This is a genomic window from Octadecabacter algicola (genome assembly GCF_021532625.1).
GTDB lineage: Bacteria > Pseudomonadota > Alphaproteobacteria > Rhodobacterales > Rhodobacteraceae > Octadecabacter > Octadecabacter algicola.
This window is the reverse complement of the sequence record NZ_JAKGAR010000001.1, coordinates 924,483-951,325: the sequence shown is the minus strand read 5'-3', so window position 1 is coordinate 951,325 and position 26,843 is coordinate 924,483. Positions and strand designations below refer to the sequence as shown.

At 54.4% G+C, this 26,843-nt stretch carries 26 protein-coding genes and 1 tRNA gene; 10 read left to right on the top strand and 17 right to left on the bottom strand.

Going from position 1 to position 26,843, the window contains the following annotated elements; genetic code table 11:
* Nucleotides 1-5 precede the first annotated feature (5 nt).
* Complete coding sequence (locus L0666_RS04645) at nt 6-1,475, top strand: aldehyde dehydrogenase (protein ID WP_235259153.1); 1,470 nt, start codon at nt 6-8, stop codon at nt 1,473-1,475.
* A 439-nt stretch (nt 1,476-1,914) separates the two neighbouring features.
* Nucleotides 1,915-4,074 (top strand): hypothetical protein, encoded by a 2,160-nt coding sequence (locus L0666_RS04640; RefSeq protein WP_235259152.1) that lies wholly within the window; start codon nt 1,915-1,917, stop codon nt 4,072-4,074.
* A 300-nt stretch (nt 4,075-4,374) separates the two neighbouring features.
* Here the strand turns inward: L0666_RS04640 and L0666_RS04635 are convergent, their stop codons facing one another.
* The 7 genes from L0666_RS04635 to L0666_RS04605 all read right to left on the bottom strand — a co-directional run bounded on the left by L0666_RS04635 (nt 4,375) and on the right by L0666_RS04605 (nt 8,722).
* Nucleotides 4,375-4,719 carry an SUMF1/EgtB/PvdO family nonheme iron enzyme gene (locus L0666_RS04635; protein WP_336246267.1) on the bottom strand — a complete coding sequence of 115 codons (345 nt, stop codon included), beginning with the start codon at nt 4,717-4,719 and terminating at the stop codon, nt 4,375-4,377.
* Between the two features lie 60 nt (nt 4,720-4,779).
* Nucleotides 4,780-5,727, bottom strand: a complete 948-nt coding sequence (locus tag L0666_RS04630) for an RCC1 domain-containing protein (RefSeq protein ID WP_235259150.1) — start codon at nt 5,725-5,727, stop codon at nt 4,780-4,782.
* Nucleotides 5,728-5,846: 119 nt separating this feature from the next.
* Nucleotides 5,847-6,374, bottom strand: a complete 528-nt coding sequence (locus L0666_RS04625; RefSeq protein WP_235259149.1) for a ricin-type beta-trefoil lectin domain protein — start codon at nt 6,372-6,374, stop codon at nt 5,847-5,849.
* 124 nt (nt 6,375-6,498) lie between these two features.
* Nucleotides 6,499-6,918 carry a multicopper oxidase domain-containing protein gene (locus L0666_RS04620; protein ID WP_235259148.1) on the bottom strand — a complete coding sequence of 140 codons (420 nt, stop codon included), beginning with the start codon at nt 6,916-6,918 and terminating at the stop codon, nt 6,499-6,501.
* Nucleotides 6,854-7,966, bottom strand: coding sequence for a multicopper oxidase domain-containing protein (locus tag L0666_RS04615; RefSeq protein ID WP_235259147.1), 1,113 nt, complete (start codon nt 7,964-7,966; stop codon nt 6,854-6,856). Before L0666_RS04615 ends, L0666_RS04620 begins: the two co-directional genes overlap by 65 nt.
* 49 nt (nt 7,967-8,015) lie before the next feature.
* Nucleotides 8,016-8,540, bottom strand: coding sequence for a ricin-type beta-trefoil lectin domain protein (locus L0666_RS04610; protein WP_235259146.1), 525 nt, complete (start codon nt 8,538-8,540; stop codon nt 8,016-8,018).
* Entirely contained in the window at nt 8,537-8,722 is a 186-nt protein-coding gene (locus L0666_RS04605) for a hypothetical protein (RefSeq protein ID WP_235259145.1), read from the bottom strand. Before L0666_RS04605 ends, L0666_RS04610 begins: the two co-directional genes overlap by 4 nt.
* A gap of 293 nt (nt 8,723-9,015) precedes the next feature.
* On the opposite strand from L0666_RS04605, the gene L0666_RS04600 reads away from it, so the two are divergent.
* Nucleotides 9,016-9,726, top strand: coding sequence for a response regulator (locus tag L0666_RS04600; RefSeq protein ID WP_235259144.1), 711 nt, complete (start codon nt 9,016-9,018; stop codon nt 9,724-9,726).
* A 47-nt stretch (nt 9,727-9,773) separates the two neighbouring features.
* Complete coding sequence (locus L0666_RS04595; protein WP_235259143.1) at nt 9,774-11,057, top strand: ATP-binding protein; 1,284 nt, start codon at nt 9,774-9,776, stop codon at nt 11,055-11,057.
* Between the two features lie 39 nt (nt 11,058-11,096).
* Here the strand turns inward: L0666_RS04595 and L0666_RS04590 are convergent.
* The 3 genes from L0666_RS04590 to L0666_RS04580 form a co-directional block, all read right to left on the bottom strand.
* Nucleotides 11,097-11,173, bottom strand: a tRNA-Arg gene (locus tag L0666_RS04590).
* 224 nt (nt 11,174-11,397) lie between these two features.
* Nucleotides 11,398-12,603 carry a surface lipoprotein assembly modifier gene (locus L0666_RS04585; protein WP_235259142.1) on the bottom strand — a complete coding sequence of 402 codons (1,206 nt, stop codon included), beginning with the start codon at nt 12,601-12,603 and terminating at the stop codon, nt 11,398-11,400.
* A complete protein-coding gene (locus L0666_RS04580) occupies nt 12,603-13,268 on the bottom strand; it encodes a hypothetical protein (RefSeq protein ID WP_235259141.1) in 666 nt (221 codons plus the stop codon). Before L0666_RS04580 ends, L0666_RS04585 begins: the two co-directional genes overlap by 1 nt.
* 453 nt (nt 13,269-13,721) lie before the next feature.
* Between L0666_RS04580 and L0666_RS17255 the strand changes: the two genes are divergently transcribed.
* From L0666_RS17255 to urtE, 6 genes are all read left to right on the top strand, one after another.
* Nucleotides 13,722-15,311: a calcium-binding protein gene (locus tag L0666_RS17255; RefSeq protein WP_272492154.1), complete on the top strand. Its 1,590-nt coding sequence runs from the start codon at nt 13,722-13,724 to the stop codon at nt 15,309-15,311.
* A 917-nt stretch (nt 15,312-16,228) separates the two neighbouring features.
* Complete coding sequence (urtA, locus tag L0666_RS04560) at nt 16,229-17,479, top strand: urea ABC transporter substrate-binding protein (RefSeq protein ID WP_235259140.1); 1,251 nt, start codon at nt 16,229-16,231, stop codon at nt 17,477-17,479.
* Between the two features lie 68 nt (nt 17,480-17,547).
* On the top strand, nt 17,548-19,497 hold the full coding sequence (urtB, locus tag L0666_RS04555; protein WP_235259139.1) for an urea ABC transporter permease subunit UrtB: 1,950 nt from the start codon (nt 17,548-17,550) through the stop codon (nt 19,495-19,497).
* A 3-nt stretch (nt 19,498-19,500) separates the two neighbouring features.
* Nucleotides 19,501-20,733 carry an urea ABC transporter permease subunit UrtC gene (urtC, locus tag L0666_RS04550; RefSeq protein WP_235259138.1) on the top strand — a complete coding sequence of 411 codons (1,233 nt, stop codon included), beginning with the start codon at nt 19,501-19,503 and terminating at the stop codon, nt 20,731-20,733.
* Nucleotides 20,730-21,470 (top strand): urea ABC transporter ATP-binding protein UrtD, encoded by a 741-nt coding sequence (urtD, locus tag L0666_RS04545; protein ID WP_235259137.1) that lies wholly within the window; start codon nt 20,730-20,732, stop codon nt 21,468-21,470. Before urtC ends, urtD begins: the two co-directional genes overlap by 4 nt.
* 2 nt (nt 21,471-21,472) lie before the next feature.
* On the top strand, nt 21,473-22,168 hold the full coding sequence (gene urtE, locus L0666_RS04540) for an urea ABC transporter ATP-binding subunit UrtE (protein WP_235259136.1): 696 nt from the start codon (nt 21,473-21,475) through the stop codon (nt 22,166-22,168).
* Here urtE and ureG read toward each other — a convergent pair.
* From ureG to L0666_RS04505, 7 genes are read right to left on the bottom strand one after another with little or no spacing between them, the layout of a single operon-like run.
* Nucleotides 22,160-22,777: an urease accessory protein UreG gene (gene ureG, locus L0666_RS04535; RefSeq protein ID WP_235259135.1), complete on the bottom strand. Its 618-nt coding sequence runs from the start codon at nt 22,775-22,777 to the stop codon at nt 22,160-22,162. The two genes, urtE and ureG, sit on opposite strands and share 9 nt — an antisense overlap.
* Entirely contained in the window at nt 22,774-23,421 is a 648-nt protein-coding gene (locus L0666_RS04530) for an urease accessory protein UreF (protein ID WP_216036604.1), read from the bottom strand. The genes ureG and L0666_RS04530 overlap by 4 nt, the downstream gene beginning before the upstream one ends.
* Nucleotides 23,411-23,881, bottom strand: a complete 471-nt coding sequence (locus L0666_RS04525) for an urease accessory protein UreE (RefSeq protein WP_235259134.1) — start codon at nt 23,879-23,881, stop codon at nt 23,411-23,413. Before L0666_RS04525 ends, L0666_RS04530 begins: the two co-directional genes overlap by 11 nt.
* A gap of 9 nt (nt 23,882-23,890) precedes the next feature.
* Entirely contained in the window at nt 23,891-24,502 is a 612-nt protein-coding gene (locus tag L0666_RS04520; RefSeq protein WP_235259133.1) for a hypothetical protein, read from the bottom strand.
* An 11-nt stretch (nt 24,503-24,513) separates the two neighbouring features.
* Nucleotides 24,514-26,223, bottom strand: coding sequence for an urease subunit alpha (gene ureC / locus L0666_RS04515; RefSeq protein WP_235259132.1), 1,710 nt, complete (start codon nt 26,221-26,223; stop codon nt 24,514-24,516).
* Entirely contained in the window at nt 26,224-26,529 is a 306-nt protein-coding gene (locus L0666_RS04510; protein ID WP_235259131.1) for an urease subunit beta, read from the bottom strand.
* Between the two features lie 9 nt (nt 26,530-26,538).
* Nucleotides 26,539-26,841, bottom strand: coding sequence for an urease subunit gamma (locus L0666_RS04505; RefSeq protein ID WP_235259130.1), 303 nt, complete (start codon nt 26,839-26,841; stop codon nt 26,539-26,541).
* Between the last annotated feature and the right edge of the window lie 2 nt (nt 26,842-26,843).

Below are 26,843 nucleotides of genomic sequence, written 5' to 3'. Positions count from 1 at the left end.
CGCACATGAAACACTTTCAGCTCTTCATCGACGGTGCTTGGACCGAAGGCGCAACAGGTCAAGTCATGACCACCGAGAACCCAGCAACGGGTGAGCCATGGGCGACTTTCGCCTGTGCAGCGCCGCAAGATATTGAGCGTGCGATCCACGCCGCCAGACGTGCTTTGGGCGATCCCGCATGGTGTGACATCACGCAGACGGCGCGGGGAAAAATGCTGAGCCGCCTCGCTGACCTTGTGGAAGAAAACGCGCAGGCGATCGGTGCGATCGAGACGACAGATAGCGGTAAATTGCTTGCTGAAACCGCAAGTCAAACGGCTTATGTCGGTGACTACTACCGTTACTATGCTGGGCTTGCTGATAAGATCGAAGGTGCCGTTTTGCCCATCGATAAGCCTGATATGCACGTCTTTACACGGCGCGAACCGATTGGTGTTGTTGCGGCCATCGTACCTTGGAACGCACAGATGTTCCTAACGGCGACAAAGCTTGGTCCAGCTTTGGCTGCGGGATGCACGGTGGTTCTGAAGGCGTCGGAAATGGCCCCCGCACCGATGTTAGAATTTGCAAAGCTGATCGAAGAAGCGGGTTTTCCACCTGGTGTTGTATCCGTTGTGACAGGCGATGCGGAAAACTGTGCGATACCGCTGACGCGGCATCCTGATGTTGATCGCATCGCATTTACCGGGGGACCTGAGACCGCCCGCCATGTGGTCAGAAACTCGGCAGAGAACTTTGCGGTCACCACGTTAGAGCTTGGTGGTAAGTCCCCAATCATCGTCTTCGACGACGCTGATCTAGATGGTGCCGCCAACGGGCTCATCGCAGGTAATTTTGGCGCGTCGGGGCAAAGTTGCGTGGCGGGGACGCGTGGAATTGTACATCGCTCAATCCTTGATGATCTTGCCACGCGGATCGAGGCCAAGATGAAAGCGGTGCAGATCGGTGACCCGCTCGCGGCGACGACCCACATCGGCCCGCTTTGCACAAAGGCGCAGATTGAGACGATCGAAAAAACGCTAGCCACGGCGAAAGCCCAAGGGGCACACATTAGGTTCGGTGGCGCTCCACTGGACCGACCCGGCAACTTCATGTCGCCAACGCTTGTGGAATGTTTCCAGCCTGACACAGAAACACTGAAAGTGGAAATGTTCGGGCCTGTCATGTCGTTACTGGCTTTTGACACAGAGGAAGAAGCGATTGCACTTGCGAATGACACCCCCTTCGGCCTCGGATCAGGCCTGTTCACGCAAAACATTGCACGGGCGCATCGCGTCTCTGCAAAGATTAAGTCGGGTATCTGCTGGGTGAATACCTACCGGGCAGTTTCACCTATCGCGCCCTTTGGTGGATATAACCAGTCCGGTTACGGGCGCGAAGCAGGGGTAGGGGCCATCGAAGATTACACGCGAACGCAGACCGTGTGGATCAATACCTCTGATCAGCCCATGAGCAACCCATTTGTCATGCGATAGCTCTTCACCTAACTTTGTAACTTCGCGTAGCGTATTTGACTAAGCCTAGAACTTGCACTTGCCGCGAATGTCCGTTCGTGCCGGCTTTGCGACCGTCCAAACGGTTACAAACGCTGTGATGTTATTGTAAGGACTTCTTCAATTCCCGCACATGTGATGAAGGCCCGCTATTGGGGCTTTTATCGCAGCATATTGACCCTTTGGTGAAAACCCGGCTTGGGCCTTTAATAGCTCGTTTGGACGGGTTTGTTGAGCAATAGGCTGCGTTCGATCTAACGGCGGCATAGAGCCCACTTTGATCAATGCGTGGTCATGCGCAGATGTCGGCTTTGGATGAGCTGCGCCAACGAGGGCCTAGGATGGCGGCAGATCAAACTTGCATTTGGGAAGCTGTTAAGATGACATCAGAATGAACATACGTCAGTGACCAAGGTTAGAGATGCACATTTATATTCGAGATTTTGGTCAACACAGCATGGAATTCGTGGACGTCATGAATGATGACATGTCCCGTAGGTTTGTGTTGCGCCCGTTTCAAGACACTCATGTTAGCGATGTTGTCGAAGCCGAAGGAAACCTGTTTTGCCTTGCTTCATCACTGCGTGATCGCGCGCAAGAAACAGATTCAACGCAATTGGCAGTTTTTGACAGTTCAACCGGCGAAGAGATACGCCGGAGCCTTCTTCCATTTCGTGCGAATACGATCACGCATCTGCCCAAAAACGGCATGCTCGCTGTTCAACAATCCAATCGCTTTATTTCTTTTTTGAATGCGAAAACGCTTGAGGTGCTTTGGCAAACCAATCCCCTTTTTGCACCCCAGCTGAAGAAGAAGTGGCTGTTTGGTTGGGGGGCTATTGCGCAAAGGTATCGCGAAGTTCCGCTCGATACTTTTCCTTACCCACCCGGACGTGTGTATGTTGGGAGCCGCGTGTTTGAAGATGAAGGAGGACAGATTTGGGGCCTCTCGTCATCAGAATGGGGAGACCGATTGAAGGACGAGATTCTAGGCAACAGCGTCGGTGTCATATCGTTCGATGTCGATGCGCAGAAGCCGTCATATCACCCTATCGAGTTCTCGCCTTGGGGAGCTCCGAATTCGTTGGCAATAAGCCCTAATGGGCGCTTGATCGTAAGGGAATCTCCTCAATGGGACCTCGGGCCTGCATATGATGCCGGCCATGACTCGTCGAAGTATGTTTGGTTGATCAACCGTAAGAACTTGGACCTTTGGTCCTTGTCTGACCAAAAACCTGAAAGCAGGCTGCATGTGTCAGACATCCCGGCATTCAAGTATATTGGACGTCAGGGCCGCGATGTAGAAAACCAATTGCGGGGCTTGGCTGCGTGGAGCCAAAAGGGCAAAGACCGGTTTAGGATGCCGTTTCGCATGCCGCCTGGCACCGCGAAACTAAACGCGGGCCATGACGCACTGCGCGACTTACACAACCTGCAAGAACACAACCGATTAAGGGTATTTTGGGAAGAAGACAGTTCTGCCTTTTGGGTTGTTTCAAGATACAGCTTGCGCCGAATAACAATAGACGGAGTGCGGGGGCCCTTGTTGATTTTCGATCGGTTTCTAAATGATGAGCACCGCGCGATTTTGGATAAGCGACCTGCGGGCACAGATATTGGAGTGGGCGAAGTCTATCCCGCAGTGCAAATGCCGATAATTAAGGCCATAAAGACTACCGTCAACGACGTCGAGATCAGCTTTTACGGTGAAGTCATTCGTTTCCCCAAAAACGTTGCTATGTCTGATGTACCGGTGACGCTTTTGATGGATGATATGATCTCCGTTGCTCGTATTCCAAAACTTGCGGCGAAAGACGTCGCTGACAAAATACCAGGCTTGGTCAAGATTAAGTCTTGGGGGCAAGATGATGTTGCCGCTGGCTTGAAGAGACTGGCAGACACGCTTCGCAATGATATTTTCAGCCTCAAGGCCAACGGTATTAGCCTCGTCTTTCAGTTGCGTTCCAGTTTTCTTTCCGAGAGAGAATTCATCGAGAAGCTGTCAAACAAAGGCATCGACGTAACAAAAGAAGTCAAAGATGTTATTGACGGCTGGAATGCGACACTGCGTCAACACAGCCTTTTGTTTTCGGGAAACTCAGAAGGCGCGGGCCCGCTAAGCTATTTCCTAGAGTACCTTGCCGAGCGCGATAGTAACTGCTCGGAACAGCTTCGGAATTATTGCCTGTTGCGCGACGGGGAGCACGAAAGCTATTCGCGTGATACTGTGCTCAGATCTTTCCTAGATCGTACGGGGTTCTCGGGGCCTGAGCTTTGGCGGCTGGGAATTCTGTATGCTTTGCTGTTTGGACGTGATGGGCGGAGTGTCGTGAGTGAGGGCCAACAGGTTTCCAACTGGGTGCACACGGGCCTTCTGGAGAAAGCGCGACAGACTTTGCCGCCTGAGGATTTTGCCCTGTATGTGCGCCAAGAGTTGGACGATTTTGAGCTGCAGCCCGATGAATTCGCCGCCTTTGGTACTCATGCAGAAGCAGCGGCAAATGCCAAACAAGACTTACTGGACCAACTCAAAAACACGGCTTGGGATAAGGAGTGTCGAGCGACTTTGGTTGGTCGATGAATCTGAAGTAGGTTTGGAAGCAGACTGACGAGGAACCACCGCGCCATTCGCAATGCTGCGACGCCCAATAGTGTCTGCGGTGCGTCGAAAGTAAAGTTTTGTCCAACTGCACGGCATCATCGCAGATTGGGCTTTTCCAGTTTTTAAGGAAAGCCTGCAAACCTAGATCAAAAGAAAAGTGTTCGAATACTGTGATAAGCACGAAATACCCTGAAGCTTCCGGTAACACTTACCGGCAGTTTTCCTAATTTGAACACGTCACGACGACAACACAAACCAATTGACTTTGCGGTTCGAAAGTTACCGACCTTCTTGTGAAGGTTCATTCCAGACAACGCGAAAAACTTGATGCGTTGTCGTGCTATCGGGCGCGTTGCCAGTGCGTGTGGCGATGCGATAGCGGTAGCAATAGCTGCAGTGGCAAAGAAATGCCCCCCTTTGAGCACCTTGAAGGTGGGCGGCGTGTTCCCATTCTACTTCCGAAGGTAATCGCCCGCCGGCCCACGCGGAAAAGGCTGTAGCATCGTCCCAAAAGACATGGAGGACTGGGTGATCTGGCAAGAACAGACCATCTGGTGTTTCAAGGCCATTGATAGCGCGCCAATTAGCGCCGTCCACGCAGCGCCACCATTCGGTGCCCTGCACAGGGTATGCGTTTTTCTGCGCGACTGTTTAGTTCTGTAATCCTTTCGCGATACTGGCTCGCTATGGATACTGCGCATTGACCTCTGGGAGATCACTTTGTTGGCCACCATAGTCAGCGCCCCAGCAGACAACATCGTTCGTGTCGGTTTCAATGGCGCAGCTGTGGGCGTAGCCGAGCTTTGCGGGCAAGGCTGAAAAGGCCCCTTCAGGGGCAGCGGTGGGATCGGCAGGCGATTGGAGGGGGCCGGATGGTTCATCAAATACACGGCCCCGACACAGGACCTGATTATCAAGCGTTAGAGCGCAGTAGTGAAAATAGCCTGCGGAGATCTGTTGAAAACGCCCCTCCAAAGCTTGCGCTTGTCCCCGATCATTACGCGGCTCACCCCAGCAGTGCATCGCTTGATCGGTGTCCAAGCCACAGGTAAATTCACGGCCTGCGGAGATTTGGGTAAAGACCACGCCCTCAGGCACGTCGAGCTTGCTGCGGGTGTCTTCCCCCCAGCAGTCCACTCCGCCTTGAGCCGTCAAAGCGCAGGCGTGGAACCAGCCATTCGTCACATAGACGTACTCGCCTTGCGGAGGGTTGAATAGCTCGGCGACCGCGTTTTCGTTTCCGGTATCACCCCAACAGACTAATGCCCCCGCGGTGTCAATTCCGCAGGCGTGGTAGTAACCGGCGTCGACATCGATAAAGGTCTGATCGCTTGGGCAAAGCTCTTTGTAGTTGCCCCAACAGCTCGGGGTGCCAGCCGCGTTCAGGCCGATGCTTTGGCGGCCGCCACCGGCCACTTTGACAAACGGGTCATCAGGCGTGCCAACGCTGCCGCTGGACCCCCAACAGACGGCCTGTTGATCCTCATCCAAGACACATAAATGGGAGGCGCCGGAGGAAAAAGTACGCGAGGTGTCGATGCTCAGGTCTTCGCTGCTCGCAAATGTCGGCAGGAAAACACCCGATGCAAACAGAGCGCTGAGGGTAAGGGATTTATACGTAACTGATTTCATAATGAACGTCCGAGTGACTGTGATTTGCTAATCTGCGAGCCCAGCTGTCGAGACATGCATGCTCACGCTTGAGGGAAAGCCCGCTCCGCTGAGCGAGCTTTGAAAGGGAGCCGTCGCCGTTATTCGGCGCGCAGTTCCCATGCTTGGTATTGGGCAAGGTCGTCGCCACAGGCTTGAAGCGTCAGCGATTTGATCTGGTGGTCGGAGGTTCCGCCGCGACCGCGCGTTGTTTCTTCTCCGGCGGTGAAACACAATTCCATTGCAGAGACCGGAGACAAATGTCCGTCTTCGGTCAGCGTGATGTTTTGCGTCTCACCACCGTCGCAAGCCGCCAATTCGATGCCTGCGCCAGCAGCAAGGTCAGAAACAGTCGCGCAAACGTCCCATTCGGGCATGTAAAGCTTGCCCTCCTCGACGCTTGCCACGTCAAACACCTGATCAATACCAGCCTCACCCTGATAGCCATAGCAGGTATGGGTCTGAAGGCCCCGTTCAACGTTTGCATTTTCTTTACTGCCAGAGATGTCGAGGCAATAAAAATCAAGGTTTCCATCAAGACGGTCGGACAACATGACTTCGACAGACTCTGCTGTTGCGGTGCTGGCGAGTGCCGTGAAAGCGACGGTTACGGCGGCGGTGAGTTTCATCTTCAGTCCTCTACAAAACGATCGTTCAAGGGTGGTACGTTCCGCCGCAAGATTTTCGGCGATTTATGGGTGAGATTTTCAAACGTGCGGCGCGTCCAGAACCGCACGTAGTATCGAGGCGCGGTTATGCCTCCACAACTTCGACGATTTGCATCATTCCGTTGTCTTCATGGGGCAGCACGTGACAGTGGATGACGAACGAGCCGGTGAACTTCTCAAAGCGCGTCTTGAATCCAACGTCCCCACCAAGGGTATCCTGCCAACGGGCCAATGGGCTGCCTTCGGGCAATGCCTCGCCGTTGATATGTGTGATGAAGAACGGGTTCACATGGATATGGTAGACATGCATCACCTGAGTGTTGTTGCCCACCGTCCATGCTTCGGCGGTTCCGAGGGTCATCGTTTGCTTCAGCTCACCGTCAAAGGCTTCGCGGTTAATGGTCTGGTTGCGGGTGAAGTCGATTTCGCGCTTGGGCAGTTCAGTATCGTCGAACGGGATAAGCCCCGCGCCCGGGGAGCGTGTCCTCGTTGGACCAAAGCGCATCGACTGGTGCCCCTTCGATCTTGATGGGCATGTCGACCACCCGCGAAAGGTTGGTGCTCCTCAGCGTATCACGCGGCTCCGCTACAGAAGGTGCCCGCACGATAAAATCCGCGCGGTTGCCAGACGCAAGCGCGGACGGGTTAAACCAAGGCTCATCAAGGGCCTCATAGTCAACGGGGATGCGACGATCCTGCGTGACCCCATCAAACGCAATCAGATGCATCTCTAGGTTTGCGATGTTCGGGCGCATAAAGGCGAAATCTGTGCCATTGCCTGTCCCGTTGATCACGCGCCAGCGCTGTACTTCACCCGGACGCATGGTGATCTCCGGGTTCATCTCACCGCCGCCCTGTTCATCAACCAGCATCATGCCGCGATTGGTGACAAAGAAAATCCGCTCAACGGCCTGCTCAATGTAGTCGGGCATGACCCCGGGCTCGTCCTCGACGATCAACGGTCCAGCCAGCCCATCACCGACCTGCACTGCGGTAGAGCCATGTTTGTGGGCGTGATACCAAAACGTTCCGGTGATGTGATCGTCCGGAAGCTCAAAACGGAACCTATTGCTCCCGTAGCGGAACATCGTTTTCACATCGACACCGCAGACCTCTTCGCAGGCTACGATCTGATCTTCTGGAACAAGGCTGACGAAGACATTGTCCGCGTCGAACTCACCGGTGCTGTCTGTGCTTGGGGAAACATGCAGCCCGTGTGTGTGGAAGTTGGTCGTATTCAGCCCGTGCTCTTGGTTGTGATTGTCGGTGCAATCGTCATGCAAGGCAGGCAAATTGTTGATGAGATCCACATCTAATGTGTCGCCCGGGCGAATACGCATCGTCGGGCCGAGCAAATTGCCGTTGTAGACCCGCGCATCGTCAAGGAAATCAATCGCCAATTCATAATGCACGTTCGCGGGCTGCGCGCGCGCGTTTTTGGCCAAGCCCAAAGTACCACCAATCACCGATGCAACCCCGATTGCCGCGCTGCCTTGCAACACGCTACGCCGCGAAAATCCTTTTGGTACCATAGATTTAGTGCCCCGTTTCATAGGAAGTCCTCCCAGTTCTGGCGACCTGTCATGCGGTCGCGATATCGTTTCATTCGTTCACAATGATCCAGGCGCGCAGATCCGGATCGATGTCAGCGCATCCTTCCAGCAGCAAATCGCGCGACATGAACGGCCCAGCGGATCGGCTGGCCGACCCAACGGACATGCACAGCGTCTCGTCATTGGCGGGTGAAAGGGCCAGAGTTTCGCGGTCATAGCGGAACTGCTGAGACGGGTTTTCAGCATCGCAGATCGTCAATCCAAATTGAGCCTCGCGACCTTGGAGGACCTCTGCGCAGTAATCAGGATACTCAACAGAGCGGATCAGACCGCTGTCTTCCAAAAGGGTGAACTGCACGTCGCCGCCCTGTGGATTGCAGGAATGCGCCTGCAACTCCTCAGCAAAACCGCGGCCCAAGGTGTCGATGCACCAACCGAGGCTGTCCGCCTCGTCGAGGTTATCCGCAAGGTAGATCACAGGGGCCGGTGTCTGCATTACCGGCGCTTCGGAGTGGGCGACCTGAGCCATGAGAAACAGCGGCAAAGCCAATGTCGGCAATATAAATCGCATCATTTGGACCTCTCTTTAAACACTAAGATTTGGGACTTACTCAGGTCGGCCTGCTGGCGCTTTACCCAGAGCGTTTCGGACGTCGCGATAACCAAACAAGCCGTGAGAGCCGCCATGGCCAAGAAGGCAACGGGAAGCGCGCGGCTATCCATTGTCCGGCACGCCAGTAATGCGGCACGTTCCATTCCTATAGCATCGGCTCAGCGGCATTTTGGCGTCCCCACGCAAGGTAAATTTCACCCTCAATCACGGGCCGTACTCTGGCCCGTTGCACCGCCAAACCCAAAGGGAAGCCTGTCGCAGAATGTAACCGCTGTCGCGTTTTGATACATTTTGCGACACGAAAACCCAACCAAGACGCGGGCACACAGGTTAGAACGAGATCCTAGCCACCTTGCGAGAAGGAGCGGTATCAACGAGGATGGCGGCCTCAACGCGCCATTCATTCTCGAAGTGATCAACCGAAGTCGCCGCCCCCATGACCCAGAAATCCCACCATATCCTGATCGTTGATGATGCGCGCGGCATACGTGAGCCGCTCGGGCAATATCTGCGCAAGCAAGGGTTTCGCACATCTTTGGCAGAAAATGCCATTGAAGCGCGACAGTTGATCGAACAGGCCGGAATTGATTTGGCAATTTTGGATATCATGATGCCAGGCGAAGACGGGCTAAGCCTGTGCCGTTGGATGGTGGCCAACACCAACATTCCTGTGATCATGCTGACGGCCATGGCTGACGAAACAGACCGCATTGTTGGGCTAGAGCTGGGCGCGGATGACTACGTTGTCAAACCCTTCAACCCACGTGAATTATTGGCGCGGATTAAGGCTGTTTTGCGCAGGATGCCCGAACGTCAATATCAGTCCGATAACAATAGTTTCGCTGGCTGGACCCATCAAGGAGCTCGCAAATGGCTCAACCATGTCGATGGGCGTGAGGTTTCATTGACGACGAGTGAGAACCGATTACTCGCGGTTTTCTTGCAGAACCCGAATACCGTTCTCAGTCGGGCGCGCTTGCTGGATATAACAGCGGGGCGGGAAGAGAAGGCCTTTGATCGCACAATCGACAATCAAATCGGGCGGCTGCGTAAGAAAATCGAAGATGATCCCAAAGCGCCCAAGCTGCTGATCACCGAGCGCGGCGGTGGCTACGTTCTGGCCGTCGAAACGGTGGTTCCGTGTTGAAACGTCTCCCGCTTGCGACACAGCTTTTGGTCTTGTTGAGCCTCGCTATGAGCATTGCCTTTGTCGGGGCATTGGCTGTCACAGTCCTTGCTCAGCGTGCCAATGATGAAAACGCGCGCGATACGCTTGTCACCAACCGCATCGAAGAGCTGGTTCTGACGCTAAGCGCCCTTGCGCCGGAAAATCAGGCCGAATTCGCGGCCGATGCCTCCAACAGAGTGACGACAATCAAAATCGCGGCCGATCCCGCCGTCTTAAACACCTCCGCGGATGATCGTTCCATCTTGCTGGCCGCGCGCATTGCACAGGACCTTGGGCAAAACGATGTGCGCGTGTCGATCCTGTCCAGAGCAGAGCCTAGCCTGCCAGAGGATTCACGCAACTTCGGGCTCAATCGTGAAGTGGTTTTGGTGTCCTTACAGTTGGATAACAATCGCTGGCTGAACTTTTCGGCGCGAGAGCCACTGAGCTGGCACACTAACGGGCAACTTGGATACTTGCTGTCCATTTATGCCTGCTCCTTGATCATTGTTTTGGGTGCGGTCTGGATTTTCCTGCGCCAGACAATTTCCCCCATCCAAGAGCTGGCGATTGCCGCCCAAAGATCGGCAAAAGGCGATCGTTCTGCTCGCGTTCGTGAGGCAGGCCCATTTGAATTTCAACAAGCGGCGAAAGCCTTTAACACCATGCAGGAACGCATTTCGCAATTTGACGCGGAGCGAACCCGCACGATAGCTGCAGTCGGCCATGATTTGCGCACGCCCCTCACAAGCCTCCGTATTCGGGCCGAAATGATCGAAGGGGAGTTGCGCGAACCAATGATTGAAACGCTCGACGAGGTCGCCGCCATGGCGGACGGGTTGGTGTCCTATGCGCGCACAGGGCAGTCCGAAAACCTGACGCAAAGCGTGTCGTTGAAAGAGCTTCTAGCGAAGCTGTGCGAGGAGTTGGATGTCCCGTTTCATGCCACGGGCGATCCCGTCATCACGGCAGGTCCGGTGAGCTTTAGCCGCGCGATCCGAAACTTGGTAGAGAATGCGCTCGCCTATGCCGGTCAGGCCGAGGTCGTGCTTTCTGTGCAGGGGGGCAAAGCAATCATCAAAGTTGAAGACGACGGCCCCGGCATTGAACTTGGGCTGCTTTCAACGATCTTTGATCCATTTGTCCGCGGCGAGGCGAGCCGCAGCAGAGTAACCGGAGGGGCTGGGCTAGGTCTTTCAATTGCGCGCGACATCATTGTAGCCCACGGCGGTGAACTTGACGTCGTCAACAAACCAGAGCGTGGCGTTTCGGCATTGGTAATGGTGCCAAGCCTCAGTACCAGACGTTAAGCGTTTTGCTTGCTGTCTAACGTCATCAACATATCAATTTGGCGATCCGGGAAGGACTCGAACCCTCAACATCCTGATTAGAAGTCAGGTGCTCTATCCAGTTGAGCTACCGGACCGCTAAAGCCCTTCTAGCGGCGTAGGGACGGAAGTTTCAAGCGTGCTTTATCACAACAGACAATCACGGACACATCGGTGCGGTCCTGACGCACAAGTTTTTTTAGAAACGTGATCGGTGATTGATGAAAGCGGCACACCGGGCATCCATTGCTGAACGTCTTGCGGCGCAATTACCCAAATAAGACCAACGGGGATGGCGGACTAGGATATTGGGGGATGTAACTTAAAACCTGCGCGATAAAGCGATGCCGCATGTCTGGGTTTGCGCGTCAAACAAAGCAACGTTTGATCTTGTCGAAGCCAATGTGCAGGTCAGCTTTGGCACAAGGCCGCTGAAACTGTACTGACTATTGAATACTGTGACCGAAAGGCTCGAGAAATTATCTTCGCGCGCAAAGCCGAGGTCGCTGTCAAACTGGCGTTTACCCACTACGGCTTGGCCCGACAGTTCATATCCACCTTGAAATGCAGTGCTTGCCTGAAGCGTCGTGGCGAGACTTGCGTAACTTTGCGATACCAGCTGTGTATTTGTATGCTCACTCAGAAGCCCGAACCGAACCGACAGTGCGGGGTTTGGGGTGACGGTATAGCCTAAGTTAACTTGTGTCAGCAGGCCGTCGCTGCTGGTCGAACCCTCTGACTTTAAATCCGAAAACTGTATGAACCCGTTAATTTGCTGAGTAGGGGTGATCTGTCTGGATGAGAACAACGAGATACCCGTTCTCGTATAATCTCCACGTTCGCGTTCGCGATCTATTCGAAATACACGCGTGCCAAAATCACCATATTGATAACTTTGCGAAGCCGTCAGGCCGACTTCTACTTCGGTCTCGGGGCTATAAAGCGTGGAGTAAAAGCGGCGTTCACCACGCCAATCAAAAGCAAGGCGTCCGTTGCTCCCCAAATTTCCGCGTACATATCCATTCAGCCCGACACGGCTTTCCCAGCCGGATATTCTGCGGCTTTCGGGCGCAATAATACCAGTTCCCAGAACATTCGAAATAAACGTAGTGTTATCGGTCCCTTGGTTGAGGTTGGAAGTGGGCGCATAGCTGAGGATGACACTGACGCCAATCGGCCTCTCGGCGGTTATGCGGCGCAAAACAGCCATATAGAGCGCGCGCTTTTCAGGATTTGCGCTGCGTTCTTTCAGTATTTCAAATTGATATTGCGCTGCTGCCAACTGCCCATCCAAAAGCAGGGCATACCCAAGTTCCTCGCGAATTGAGAGATTGTTGGGTATGTCCCGCAATAGGGACCGCAGCATTGGAATAGCGGCATCATAATTGCCCGCATCGCGTAGTATCTGTGCTTGGCTAAAATTCGACGGGTAATCGATGTCTTGCGCGTGCACACCTGACCAGAGCGTTGCAGAAAGAAACGCGCCGCCAATCATTTTCTGAAAGGCGCCGCGTATTTTTCGAAACATTAGTTTGCAGTTCCAACTATTCCGCCGGCAACCACAGTGTTACTGTCCGAACCCGTAAATGCACCGATAACACCCGTACTACCAATCTTACCGGTCAGATCAGCGTCGACTGATCCGGTCAGAGTGTTCGTTCCAAATATATTTGTAGGTACGTTGTAATTGACAACTACATTACCTCTTACGTTTTGACCGTTAATGGTTCCGTTAACGTCCAAATCCGATGTGTTGCCCGTTAATTGGCCGGTCCCGAAATCAGCGGTGAGCGTTGTTTGACCATCAAAAACTCGCGTTGCCCGCTCGCCGCTAATGAACGTATCGCTGCGCGTCACATTGTCCGCGATCTGATAATTATAACGGGTTGAATAGGTTACGACACCATTCGTCGTCACAGGCGCACCGACGGTAGGGTTGTCTTCGATGCCAGCAACAGCCACGATTTGTCCACGGGTTTGATCTACACCGGTAGCATAAGCCACCAATCCGACGGCTGGATCACTAACGGAACCGTTTGATTCCGATGAGAGGTTCGCATTGACCTGCCCATTTGAAACTGACGCGGTACGGCTGGCAGTCTTACTGTCGGCCAAACCACCACTGACACAACCTGCCGTGATGGCGAGTGCCGAACCCGCAGCAATTAATTTAAAGATACGATTGTTATTCATAAACATAACCATTTTTTATCCGTTAACTTCCTTTTGTGTTTTTCTATCTATTCAGATGATCAATTACCATGCTGAAAGTATGGTCAGAAATTGCCGTTTATGACACGAGCATACGTCCCCGAATTCTACATTCTAATGCACCGCTCCAAGCGAAACGGGTGTTGAAGCTTACGGATAAATTGATGAAATCGACCAGACGCTCATTATGCGGAAATGCCCGTCACGCTACGCTGCAACTAATTCGAAGCGAGCAGTGCAAAGGCAGCGCAGAAAATGGTCCGAAACCATGTGTACTGTTTGCATGGGACGCTTATCGCCGCAGCCTTTCCTTTCGAGCATGTGACCTATCCGAAAGTGCGCGAGACTATGCTTATTCAGTCGTGCATCTCGCTTCAGGAAGATTGATTTTGCATCGGGGTGCAAAATTCAACCTTATGTGAAAGCGATTAAAAAATGGTCAGACGTATTTATGGAACCTTCGAAGCCGATCAACTTGATGGCGGGTCCGGGCGGGATCACATCCTTGGGAAGGCTGGGGATGATCAAATTTTGTCGGGCAATAGCGCTGACAATGTTTTTGGCCAAAGTGGTGACGACACCATTTACGGCGCGTTCGGCGCCGACCGGTTAAGAGGCGGCGCAGGTGAAGATGTGGTCATGGGTGAAGCAGGGCAAGACCGGCTTTATGGTGGCAGTGGAGACGACGTCCTGTCGGGCGGCGATTCCAGCGGTAGTGGGAATTACGCCGGTTCCGGAGGCGGTATCAACGACCGCCTGTGGGGTGGGACGGGCAATGATCTTATGATGGGCGATGGTGGTAACGACCTGCTCTATGGTGGCATCGGGCAAGATACGATGCTGGGTGGCGCAGGCATAGACCGACTTTTTGGCGCAGGCGATAACGACGACATGGCCGGAGGTAGTGCAAATGATGTTCTTTTCGGTGGTCAGGGTAACGATGCCTTGGCTGGAAACGCCGGAGTGGACCGTTTGTACGGTGCCGCGGGTGCAGACACTCTCACGGGTGGCACAGGCGCCGATTTGCTTCATGGCGGCAGCGACGACGACATGTTGTCAGGATCGCAAGGCAACGATCGGCTTCATGGGGCTGATGGGAACGACCTTCTTTATGGTGATGGTGGAAACGATCGACTTTATGGCGGTGCAGGCAACGATACCATTGAGGGTGGCATAGGCGCAGACCGCGTCTGGGCTGGTGCGGGTGATGACGTTGTCAGTGGGGGCGCAGGCGATGACGTTCTAGGCGGCGCTGCGGGCAATGATGCGTTGTACGGAGGACTTGGTACCGACACGCTGTATGGCCGAGCTGACAACGATCTTTTGGCCGGGGGCGGGGGAAACGACCGTCTCTTCGGTGGCGAAGGCAATGACGCTCTTTCGGGTGATGTCGGCGCGGACTACCTCAGCGGCGGCCGTGGACAAGACACGTTGGACGGAGGCAGCGGCAATGATGAACTAATCGGTCAGCAGGGCGATGACACGTTGAACGGCGGCGCAGGTATGGATGATCTGCGCGGTGGGAATGGATCTGATACTCTGCGCGGTGGTACCGGTGGGGATAATCTGAATGGTAACGCCGGGGCCGATCACCTGTTTGGTGATGCAGGAGCCGATGTTTTGGACGGCTCTTGGGGTAATGACGTTTTGGATGGTGGAGCAGGCAACGACGTCCTGCAAGGTGGCTCCGGCAGTGACATTCTGTACGGTGGGTCCGGTTTGAACGTGCTGACGGGCGGCAACAGCGCAGACACATTTGTTTTCATGCCTGACGCTAGCTTCTTTTCAGACAGGGTCACAGATTTCCAAACGACTGGCCTTAGGCAGGATGTCTTGGATTTGACCGCCTTTGATATTCAAGCGGCCGTGCCTGATCTGACGGGATGGATTTCCGAAAATATCACTCAACAAGAGAACGGCGATGTGTCCATTCGATTGTCGAACTCTCAATCTATCCTTGTTGAAGATCACCGAAACCTTGGTGAAAACTATGTCGATCAATTGGTAGATTGCATCTGGTTCTAAGCGATCACAAGAGTTTAGCTTAACCAAACCAATACTAGCAGCCGGATACTTCGGAGGCCCTGCATCTGCTAAGAGCAGTGCAGGGTCGTCGACATAATGCCTTGATGCGACGCTTACGTATTTTCACACCACGCGCGCGATCATATCTGGGCTACGCGAATTCCACAGTTCCAAGAGCAAGGTCTATGATAAAAGCCGGCAGGCGCCATGATGCGCTTTGCCGGATTTATAACTGAAAGAGCGCACCATCACCGCTCGGATCCCGCTGCTTTTGCGCAACAAGAACCAGATTGAAGCGAAGTGCGAAAGCCAACGTAACGGTTCCCGCACGCATGAAGTCTATGTCGCGGGTCAACTGCAACTGACAACAGAAGGGTGGCTTGCGCGTGTGGTAGGGGTAATTTGAAATGGTGATGGTTCGTTTATGCCACTGCCATCAAGTTTGATCAGCGTCTTTATGCTCTTCCAAAGATCGAATTGAAAAAAAATGGGCCAAAGCGGGGACACACGAGCGTCTCAAACGTAACCGCTTTAATGATTTTTAAGCCTTACGACATACTAGTAGCGCAAGATGCGATGGATTCGAGATTAATTTTTGGGCGAATTGCGGTTTGCTGGTTAAAAATTAGGCGAGCAACATCGGGTTGGCGTGTTTCCTGTCCCGATACGTTGCCTTGCTTCCGTGCTTTGTCAAATGTCGCCCTGCCTCTTCATGAGAGGCACGAGTGCCAAGCGAGGGCGCGATCCTGGAAGATAACAACCCTCGCATGGCTGCAACAATAAGCTGCGGCAATAGGGATACCGTGGTTTTCGCCTTTCGAAAAGGCGTAACTATGGGGCCAAGACCGCGGTCGCATTTCAAATGGGGGAACGATCCTTTGAAGACGTCCACAAAACTTCTTTCTACTCTTTCAACAATGACTTTGATTGCTGCGGGTAGCAGCGCGATGGCGCAAGATTGCACCATCAAAGTCGGCGTTTTGCACTCGCTGTCAGGTACGATGGCGATTTCCGAAACAACTTTGGCTGACACTATGCAAATGCTTGTCGCCACACAAAACGATGCAGGCGGTGTTCTGGGCTGTGAACTGGAAGCGGTCGTTGTAGACCCTGCATCCGACTGGCCACTGTTCGCTGAAAAAGCACGCGAGCTTTTGACTGTGCACGAAGTCGACGTGATCTTCGGCAACTGGACATCTGTGTCCCGTAAATCTGTATTGCCTGTTATCGAAGAGCTGAACGGTCTTCTGTTCTACCCTGTTCAGTACGAAGGCGAAGAGTCTTCCAAGAACGTATTCTATACCGGTGCCGCACCAAACCAGCAGGCCATTCCGGCTGTCGATTATTTCCTCGAAGAGCTGGGCGTTGAGCAATTTGCGCTCTTGGGGACAGACTATGTCTATCCTCGCACCACCAACAACATTCTCGAAAGCTACCTGATCGAAAAAGGTATCGCGCCCGAGAATATCTTCGTGAACTACACACCATTCGGTCATTCTGACTGGGCGACGATTGTTGGCGACGTTGTTGCGCTGGGTGCTGACGGCAACCAAGTTGGTGTTATCTCCACAATCAACGGTGATGCAAACGTAGGCTTCTACAAAGAATTGGCTGCTGCTGGCGTATCTGCTGACGACATCCCAGTTGTTGCGTTCTCTGTTGGTGAAGAAGAGCTGTCCGGCTTTGACACATCCGAGCTGGTTGGCCACTTGGCTGCATGGAACTACTTCATGTCCGCTGACACAGAAGCCAACACGCAGTTCATCGCTGATTGGCAAGCTTACACTGGTGACGACACACGCGTAACAAACGACCCAATGGAAGCCCACTATATCGGTTTCAACATGTGGGTGAACGCTGCTGAAGCTGCCGGTTCCGTTGAAGTCGATGCCGTGCGTGAAGCAATGTATGGTCAGGAATTTCCGAACCTGACAGGCGGCACAGCTGTTATGTTGCCAAACCACCACCTGTCGAAGCCAGTTCTAATTGGTGAGATCACAGCAGACGGTCAGTTCGACATCATCAGCCAAACGGAAGAAGTTCCTGGCGATGCATGGACAGACTATCTGCCGGAATCTGCGGTACTTGTTTCCGATTGGAAAGACCTCGGTTGCGGCATGTACAACACAGAAACTGAAACATGCGTTCAGCTGACATCTAACTACTAAGATGCATTTTGGGGCGGGCGGGGCAGGTGCCTCGCCCACCTCAACTATTTTCAAAGAAAGAATACCTAATGCTGCGCCTCCTGCTCGCGTGCCTGTCGCTCTGTATGGTGCTGGTCTTTGGCCAACCCGCTCAAGCGCAAACCCTCCAAGACGTTTTGCAAAACAATGTAGAGGCCGTCGCCAAACCCTCCCGCCGTACAGTTGATGATGTGATTGCCGCTTTGGTGGCATCGTCCGCTACCGGCATTCCTGATTTCCTAGAAGGGTGGCGTGAAAAAGAGATTTGGCAGCGCGACGCTGACGGGGTGTTTTTCCGTGCGGTAGAAGACGGTGACGGGTTGATCCTGACCGATCTGGACACGGCCGAGGTAACGACCGTCGCCGATGATGACGGGTTCACCCAATCCAAACCCAATGCAGGTGTGCGCCGCGTGATCAGCAGCGCCTTGGTTCAGTTCCTGTTGTCTGACCCGGACATCACCCGCCGCCAGTCCGCGCTTGATGCGATTGGCCGCGACCCGTCTGGTGACCAGCTTGCGCCACTACGGGCCAGCCTAGAGGGTGAGCCAGATGCAGACATCCTTGCGCGCAAACAACAACTTGAACGCCAGCTTACGGCGCAATTTGACGAAGACCCTGCAGCGCGGATTGCAGCGATCAATGATCTGTCTGGTGACGTAAGCGTCGAAGTGCGCGGCGTAATCAGCCAAGTTCTGGCCACACGCCAATTCGTGGCCGTGGACGTTCCTGAGGGCACAAACCTCGCTCGGATCCTTGAAGTCGGTGAAGACCTGTCAGCGGATGACGCCTACCAACAGTTGGTAGAAGCGGACCTCGCGCCTGCGACGGTCTCGCTGGATGATGTCGTCGCTACGCTTACAGCGCAAATTTCCGACGGGCAGGTCGCTGGTGTGGACGTTTCCACACTCGACACTGACGCCGCACGGATTGCTGCCTATGAAACCTTAGTCGCCAGTGGTGACGCACCCGCGATTGTTTTGCCAGATGAACGCGCAGCGGCCCTCAGCGCCCATACGTTCTACCTCGCCTATACCGAAGACAATGCCGATATCACGGCGGCCGCTGAAGAAGCGCAATCCGCGATTGCGGGTTATCTTGGGGCTGGGCAAACGATCGACCTCACGATGGATGCCTTGTCACTCGCATCGATCTATTTCCTAGCAGCGATTGGCCTAGCGATTACGTTTGGTGTCATGGGGGTCATTAATATGGCCCACGGAGAGTTCATAATGATGGGGGCCTATACAGGCTACGTCGTGCAGCAGGTTGTGCCAAATTACACGTTGTCGATCATCATCGCGTTGCCCGTAGCCTTTGCGGTAACTTTTGCTGCTGGGGTCGCGATGGAGCGGTTGGTGATCCGGCATCTTTATCACCGCCCGCTGGAAACGTTGCTTGCCACGTTCGGGATCGCCATCGTCTTGCAGCAACTGGCCAAGAACATCTTTGGCACGCAAGCCCGCCCGCTTACGTCGCCAGACTGGTTGGCTGGTGCTTGGGTGGTCAATGATGTGATCCAGATCAGTTATATCCGTATTGCGATTTTCGTTCTGGCGCTGCTGTTCTTGGGGCTGATCTTGTTTATTCTGAAACGCACGCGGCTTGGGCTAGAAGTCCGCGCTGTGACCCAAAACCCCGGCATGGCCGCAAGCATGGGGATCAACCCTGACCGCATCAATATGCTGACGTTCGGGCTGGGGTCCGGCATCGCTGGGATCGCTGGGGTTGCCATCGGGCTTTATGCCAAGGTGACATCTGAAATGGGGGCGGATTACATCGTTCAGTCTTTCATGACGGTCGTTGTCGGCGGTGTTGGTAATGTCTGGGGCACGCTGGCTGGTGCATCTTTGATCGGGTTCACACAGAAGGGGATCGAATTCTTCAACCCGTCGAATACGCTGGCCGCACAGACCTACATGATCCTGTTCGTAATCCTGTTCATCCAATTCAGACCCAAGGGTATTGTTGCCCTCAAGGGTCGTGCGGCGGGGGACTAGATCATGAAAAATACATTCATCGCGCGCAATCCGTCAGTTCTGTGGTTCCTTGCTGGTTTGGCGATTTTCACGATCCTTGTGACCGTCATGAGCGAAGCCACGGGGCTAGGCCTAATCTCTACCTCGTTCCTCAAGACCTTGGGTAAGACGCTGTGCCTGTGTCTTGTGGCGATTGCCATGGACGTGGTCTGGGGGTACTGCGGTATCCTCTCACTTGGGCACTTCGCTTTCTTCGGCATTGGTGGTTACGCGATCGGCATGTGGCTGATGTATGCGCGCACCGAAGGGATCGTGCTGACCTCGCTAGAGGCGAACGCGCTTCCTCCGACTGTGACCGAGATTACAGACGCTGTTGGTGGTCAGATTTTCGGTGTTGTAGGGAGTTCGGAATTCCCGATGATTTGGGCGTTCTCACACAGCCTGCCACTGCAACTGCTGGCCGTAGTCTTGGTTCCCGGGTTGTTGGCATTGGTGTTTGGCTGGCTGGCGTTTCGCAGCCGGGTGACAGGGGTCTATTTGTCCATCCTGACCCAAGCGATGACGTTAGCACTGTCATTGTACTTCTTCCAAAACGACACCGGTTTGCGGGGCAACAACGGGTTGTCAGGTTTGCAAAATATTCCTGGTCTTGAAGACCAAAGCCAAGCGGTTGTTTCGCTCTGGTTCTTCTGGGCTTCTGCGATCGCATTGGCGCTTGGCTATGTACTGTTTGCGTATGTGGTGTCTGGTAAATTCGGGTCCGTCATTCGTGCCATCCGCGACAACGAAGCCCGCGTTAGGTTCCTTGGCTACCACGTTGAACATTATAAGCTTTTTGTCTTCACGCTGACGGCTATGGTTGCTGGCGTGGCAGGCGCGCTTTACTACCCGCAAGCCGGCATTATTAACCCTGCCGAAATCGCGCCAATTGCATCGATCTACCTTGCGGTTTGGGTCGCTATTGGCGGGCGTGGACGACTTTATGGTGCGGTGATTGGCGCGGCTTTGGTATCGCTTTTGTCTTCGTGGTTTACAGGTGGTTCCGCACCTGACATCAACCTTGGCTTCTATGTGATCAAATGGACCGATTGGTGGCTGGTACTGCTTGGTTTGTCCTTCGTGTTGGTCACGCTGTTCTTTCCCAAAGGCATCGGCGGTATCTTTGACGCTTTGGCCAAAAAGACACCACCAGATCGCGAAGGCGATTTTGGCCCCGACAAAGGCGCGTGGCGCAATGAAGAGGGGGAGCCATCATGAGCACGCTTCTTGAAGTTTCCGGCGTCTCGGTCACGTTTGACGGGTTTCGCGCGATCAACAACCTGTCCATCCAGATCGCCGAGCCTGAACTGCGGGCCGTCATTGGCCCTAATGGTGCAGGCAAGACCACGTTTATGGACATCGTGACGGGCAAAACGAAACCCGACGAAGGCCGTGTGGTCTTCGGTGATCGCGGAGATTCACTTCTTGGCATGAGCGAAAGCCAGATCGCACAGGCGGGTATTGGTCGCAAATTCCAAAAACCCACAGTGTTTGAAGCGCAGACAGTGCGTGAAAACATCGCCATGGCGTTGAAAAACAAACGAGGTCCGTTCGATGTTCTGTTGCGTCGCAAGACCGAAAATCGCGAAGATCGCATTCGCGGTATCAGTGATGAAATCGGTTTGACCGACGCGCTGGATCAACAATCAGGTTCGCTCAGTCACGGTCAGAAACAGTGGTTGGAAATTGGCATGTTGCTTGCGCAGGATCCGCGCCTGTTGCTGGTAGACGAACCTGCGGCTGGGATGACGCCAGCCGAACGTGAACACACGACTGATCTGTTGGTTAGGGCCGCCAAGACACGCGCTGTCGTCGTTGTTGAACACGATATGGAATTTGTGCGCCGGCTGAATTGCAAAGTGACCGTACTGCACGAAGGCTCGGTTCTGGCCGAGGGCAGCTTGGATCACGTGACGAAAAACAAAGACGTCGTTGACGTTTATCTGGGGCGATAATCATGTTGGAAGTCAAAGATTTAACGCTGAAATATGGCCAAAGCCAGATTCTGAATGGCATCAATCTCTCCGCCAAGAAGGGTGAGATTACGGCCGTGATGGGCACCAACGGCGTGGGCAAGACGTCTTTGCTGAAAGCCATTGCAGGGCGTCATCCGTTTGCATCTGGCGCGATCTCACTGGACGGTCAGGTTCTTGGCAAGCATTCAGCCGTGAACGCCGCGCGGGCAGGGATTGCATATGTCCCGCAGGGGCGCGAAGTGTTCCCGATGATGACCGTAACCGAAAACCTTGAGACCGGTTTTGCCTGCCTTGAGGGCCGTGCCCACGGTGTGCCAGACCATATCTACGATCTGTTTCCCGTGCTGCGGGACATGTCCGCACGTCGCGGCGGGGACTTGTCTGGGGGGCAACAACAGCAGCTGGCCATTGCGCGTGCATTGATCACCAAACCATCTGTCTTGCTGCTGGATGAACCGACTGAGGGGATCCAGCCCAACATCATCAAACACATTGGTGAGGTCATTCAAAAGCTACGGGACCAAGGAGAAATCGCGATTGTTTTGGTTGAACAGTTCTTTGATTTCGCCTTTGAACTGGGCGATCGGTTCGTGACTATGGATCGCGGCACAGTCACGTTAGATGATGTGTCGGCCAACGTCGGGCGTGAACAACTGCTCGAACTGGTGTCAGTCTAACGGCAGTCCGCCAATGTCAGAGATGAGGCTGAGAACTTCATCGACGCCTTGATCATTTCGCAAGGAACAGAACACAAAGGGACGGCCCGCGCGCATTTTGGTGGCGTCGCGGTCCATAACGTCAAGTGAGGCACCAACATGTGGTGCCAGATCGGTTTTGTTGATGACAAGAATATCCGACTTTGTAATCGCTGGTCCGCCTTTGCGCGGGATTTCCTCGCCTGCTGCCACATCGATCACGTAGATCGTCAGATCTGCCAATTCAGGGCTGAAGGTGGCCGACAGATTGTCGCCACCGCTTTCGATCATTACGGCGTCTAGGTCATCGAAGCGTTTGCGCATCTCGGCAATCGCCGCGAGGTTGATTGATGCGTCTTCGCGGATTGCAGTATGGGGGCATCCGCCGGTTTCAACGCCAATCACACGTTCTTGCGGTAGGATTTGCATGCGCATTAGCGCTTCAGCGTCTTCTTGAGTGTAGATGTCATTGGTGATGACACCAATGGACAACCGTGGGTGCAGCGCCCGCGCCAAAGCCGCCGTTAGCGTGGTTTTACCCGCACCAACGGGGCCGCCGATACCAATGCGAAGGGGGCCGTGTTTGCTCATGAGCGGAAAATCCTTGGTTGTAGTGTTTCATGTTGCATCGCTGCGATGTCAGACAGGAACGCCGTGCTCTGCAAATCATCGAGGGTGGCGTTTGCGGTGTCTTCGGCAATTTCGATGCACAGGGGGGAGAGGGCGGCCAGTACTGCTTGGCCCTCGGTTTGCCCAAGCGGCACCGCCCGTACAGAGGCAGACACCAGATTGCTGCAAAAGGCCTGTAGATACATTGAGGCTGTAAGTGTTTGGTCGATGCCCTGTCGCGCTGCTGCCATCCCAACTGCCACAGGTAGGGCAAGTTCAGGAAGGGTATTATCACCCCAGATCGCCGCCGTGGTCTGGCAAAACGCCGCCCCTTGCAAAAGCGTCTCTTGAATACGTTCTGATGAGGCCGCAAAGGCGAGGGCGGTTGCGTTCACATCTGCCAATCCATCATCACCACAGTCATATCCCGCGCGCAGCAGGATGCAGTCATTGCGGCCACTGCCGTGTGCCAGCAGGTCTGTCAGCCAGTCTTGAAGGTCTGTGGCTGTCGCGAGGGTGCCGTTCGCAATCGCGGTTTCCAGACCGTGGGAATAGGCAAAGGACCCAAGGGGGAAACTCGGGGAAAGCCATTGCGTCAGGGTTAAGACGTCGCGGTTAGTGGTCATGTGCGGTTGCCACATGTTCATGGCTGTGGGTGCGCCCGTGACCGTAGGCGCCGCCTTCTGGTGTGAAGGGGGCCGTTACCTCTGCCACCTGAGCGCCCAAGTGTTCCAACATATGGCCAATGACAGGGTCCGCTTGGATCAACAGGTGATCGGCTTCGATCTGACAGGGGGTGTGGCGGTTGCCAACATGCCACGCCAGTTGCACCAGATTATCGCCCGTCACTTGGTAAAGTGGTTCAGGGGCCGCGTGAACTTCGATCATCTGGCCATCGCCCAGCACGAATGCGTCCCCTTGGTTCAGGGACTCGGTGTTTTCTAGATCGACAAGGAATTTCACCCCGTCATCTGTCGCCAGCATCTTGCGGCGCAAAAAACGGTCATCATAGGTCAGCGTGCAATGGCCCATAGGGTCCTTTGCATGGGCGTGCCTTTTGATGGTCTGTGCGGTTGGGTTCGTCATTTATGTGTCTCACTGCGCCCGAACAGAAACGAAGGTGAACTCATCTCGGCCTTCGGAATCCGAATAGGCTGTCAGAACTGCCGTTCCGAGGTCCGGAAAATACAGCGCTTCTTCGATGTGATCGTATTCCCGGCTGGTATATTTCACGCTGACGGGGATCGCATCCAACGTGCAGCCGCCCATCGTGAACTGGGTTGCAGCCCCCCACCGATGACGCACTCGTTCGATGGTTGTTTCACCCATCTGGATTTGAGTTGTCCGTGCGGACCACGTCCCACCAGCAACCGGGGCGGGTAGGTCTGCAATCGGTTCTTCGAATACAAACTGCCACAGTGAATCTGGAATGATCCGCCCGTTTTCAATCGAACTCAACTGAAGCACATGAACCCCGTGAGCGAGATAATTCAGGCTCTCATCGCCACTAAAATACGTGTTCTGCTGGATCGATCCATTGGACGCCATGCGGTGGATTTCATAGTCGCCATTGTCTTGCGTGAACCGGATACCTTGCCCGTTCAGCATGTTTGCCGTTGGGCAACTGGTTTGCGCAGCCACGCTGATCGGAGCGAGCAACAAGCCAGCTACAAAAGAAGAGCGAAGGGTTTGGAAAACATGTGCCATTGGGGCGCCTTTCAGAACATAAAGTATCGTTGCGCCATGGGTAGCACATCTGCTGGCTGACACGTGAGTAATTCACCGTCCGCGCGGACTTCATAGGTCTCGGGATCAACTTCGACTTCGGGCGTGGCGTCGTTCAACACCATATCCGATTTACCAATTGTACGCGTGTTCTTCACTGCAACCGTTTGTTTCCCTAGTCCCAAGCTGTCTCGCAGGCCTGCGTCTTGTGCGACACCTGACACGAAGCTGACAGAGGTATGCTGTTGTGCGCTGCCATACTGGCCAAACATAGGGCGCGTATAGACGGGCTGTGGGGTGGGGATAGACGCGTTGGGATCACCCATTTGCGCCACGACGATCGTACCCGCCATCAAAACCATTTCAGGCTTAACACCAAAGAATGCGGTGTCCCATAGGACCAGATCAGCCCGTTTTCCAACAGAAATATCGCCGATTACATGGCCAACGCCCTGCGCAATGGCGGGGTTGATCGTGTATTTCGCGATGTAGCGGCGCACGCGCATATTGTCGTTGTCGCCAGTTTCATCTGCCAGCGCGCCGCGTTGTTTCTTCATCTTGTCGGCGGTTTGCCATGTGCGGATCAGGACTTCGCCAACACGACCCATGGCCTGACTGTCAGACGCGATGATCGAAAACGCGCCAATGTCATGCAGGATGTCTTCGGCGGCGATGGTTTCACGACGGATACGGCTTTCGGCGAAGGCGATGTCTTCGGGGATCGATTTGTCGAGGTGGTGGCACACCATCAACATATCAAGGTGTTCTTCCAACGTGTTCACCGTGAAAGGGCGCGTTGGATTGGTCGAACTTGGGATGACATTGTCATGGCCGCAGATCTTAATGATGTCTGGTGCGTGCCCACCGCCTGCGCCTTCGGTATGGAAGGCGTGGATCGTGCGGTTTTTAATCGCACCGACTGTGTGTTCAACAAAGCCGGATTCATTAAGTGTGTCCGTGTGGATCATCACCTGCACATCGAGATCATCCGCAACACCAAGGCAGCAATCAATCGCAGCAGGGGTGGTGCCCCAGTCTTCGTGCAGTTTCAGTGCACAAGCACCGGCCTGAACCATCTCAACCAGAGCGTCTGGTTGGCTTGCGTTGCCTTTGCCCGACAGGCCGATGTTCATGGTAATACCGTCAAAGCTCTGGAGCATCCGCCCGATATGCCATGGACCCGGCGTGCAGGTCGTGGCGAGCGTGCCGTGCGCAGGGCCAGTGCCACCACCAAAGCAGGTCGTCACGCCGGAATGCAGCGAGTCTTCCATCTGTTGCGGGCAAATAAAGTGGATATGACTGTCCACACCACCCGCTGTTAGAATGCGGCCTTCGCCTGCGATAATCTCTGTGCCTGGTCCGATGATGATATCGACGCCGGATTGGGTGTCAGGATTACCTGCTTTGCCGATGGCATGGATTAGGCCGTCTTTCAGCGCGACATCCGCTTTGTAGATGCCGGAATGGTCGACGATCAACGCATTGGTTATGACCGTATCCACAGCACCGTTTGCGCGGGTGACTTGGCTTTGGCCCATACCGTCACGGATGACTTTACCGCCGCCGAACTTAACCTCTTCACCATAGGTGGTAAGATCGCGTTCGACTTCGATGATCAGGTCGGTGTCCGCAAGGCGCACTTTGTCGCCAGTCGTCGGGCCGAACATGGCAGCATATTGGGGGCGGGGGATTTCACGAGGCATCTATAGGTCTCCCATGACTTCTTGATTGAAACCAAAAATCTTACGATCGCCACCAAAGGGGATCAGCTGGACGTCGCGGCGTTGGCCCGGCTCGAACCGCACAGCAGTCCCTGCGGCAATATCAAGACGCATGCCGCGGGCTGCGGCGCGGTCAAAATCCAGCGCTGGATTGGTTTCTGCAAAATGGTAATGGCTGCCGACTTGCACAGGGCGATCGCCGGTATTGGCAACCTGCAACGTAATTGCCTCTGCGCCTTCGTTCAGGGTCAAAGGGGTATCGGCTGGGAAAATCTCTCCGGGGATCATGTTGTTCTCCTACCTAATCGGATTGTGAACAGTGACGAGCTTGGTGCCGTCGGGAAACGTGGCCTCGACTTGAACTTCATGGATCATCTCGGGGATGCCCTCCATGCATTGATCGCGGGTCACGACCAGCCCTCCGGCTTCCATCATGTCAGCAACGCTGCGTCCGTCGCGCGCGCCTTCAACCACGGTGTCCGTGATCAGGGCAATTGCCTCTGGGTGGTTCAGCTTTACGCCACGGGCCAATCGCTTGCGGGCGACTTCGGCTGCCATGGCGATCAGCAGTTTATCTTTTTCTCGCGGGGTAAGTTGCATGG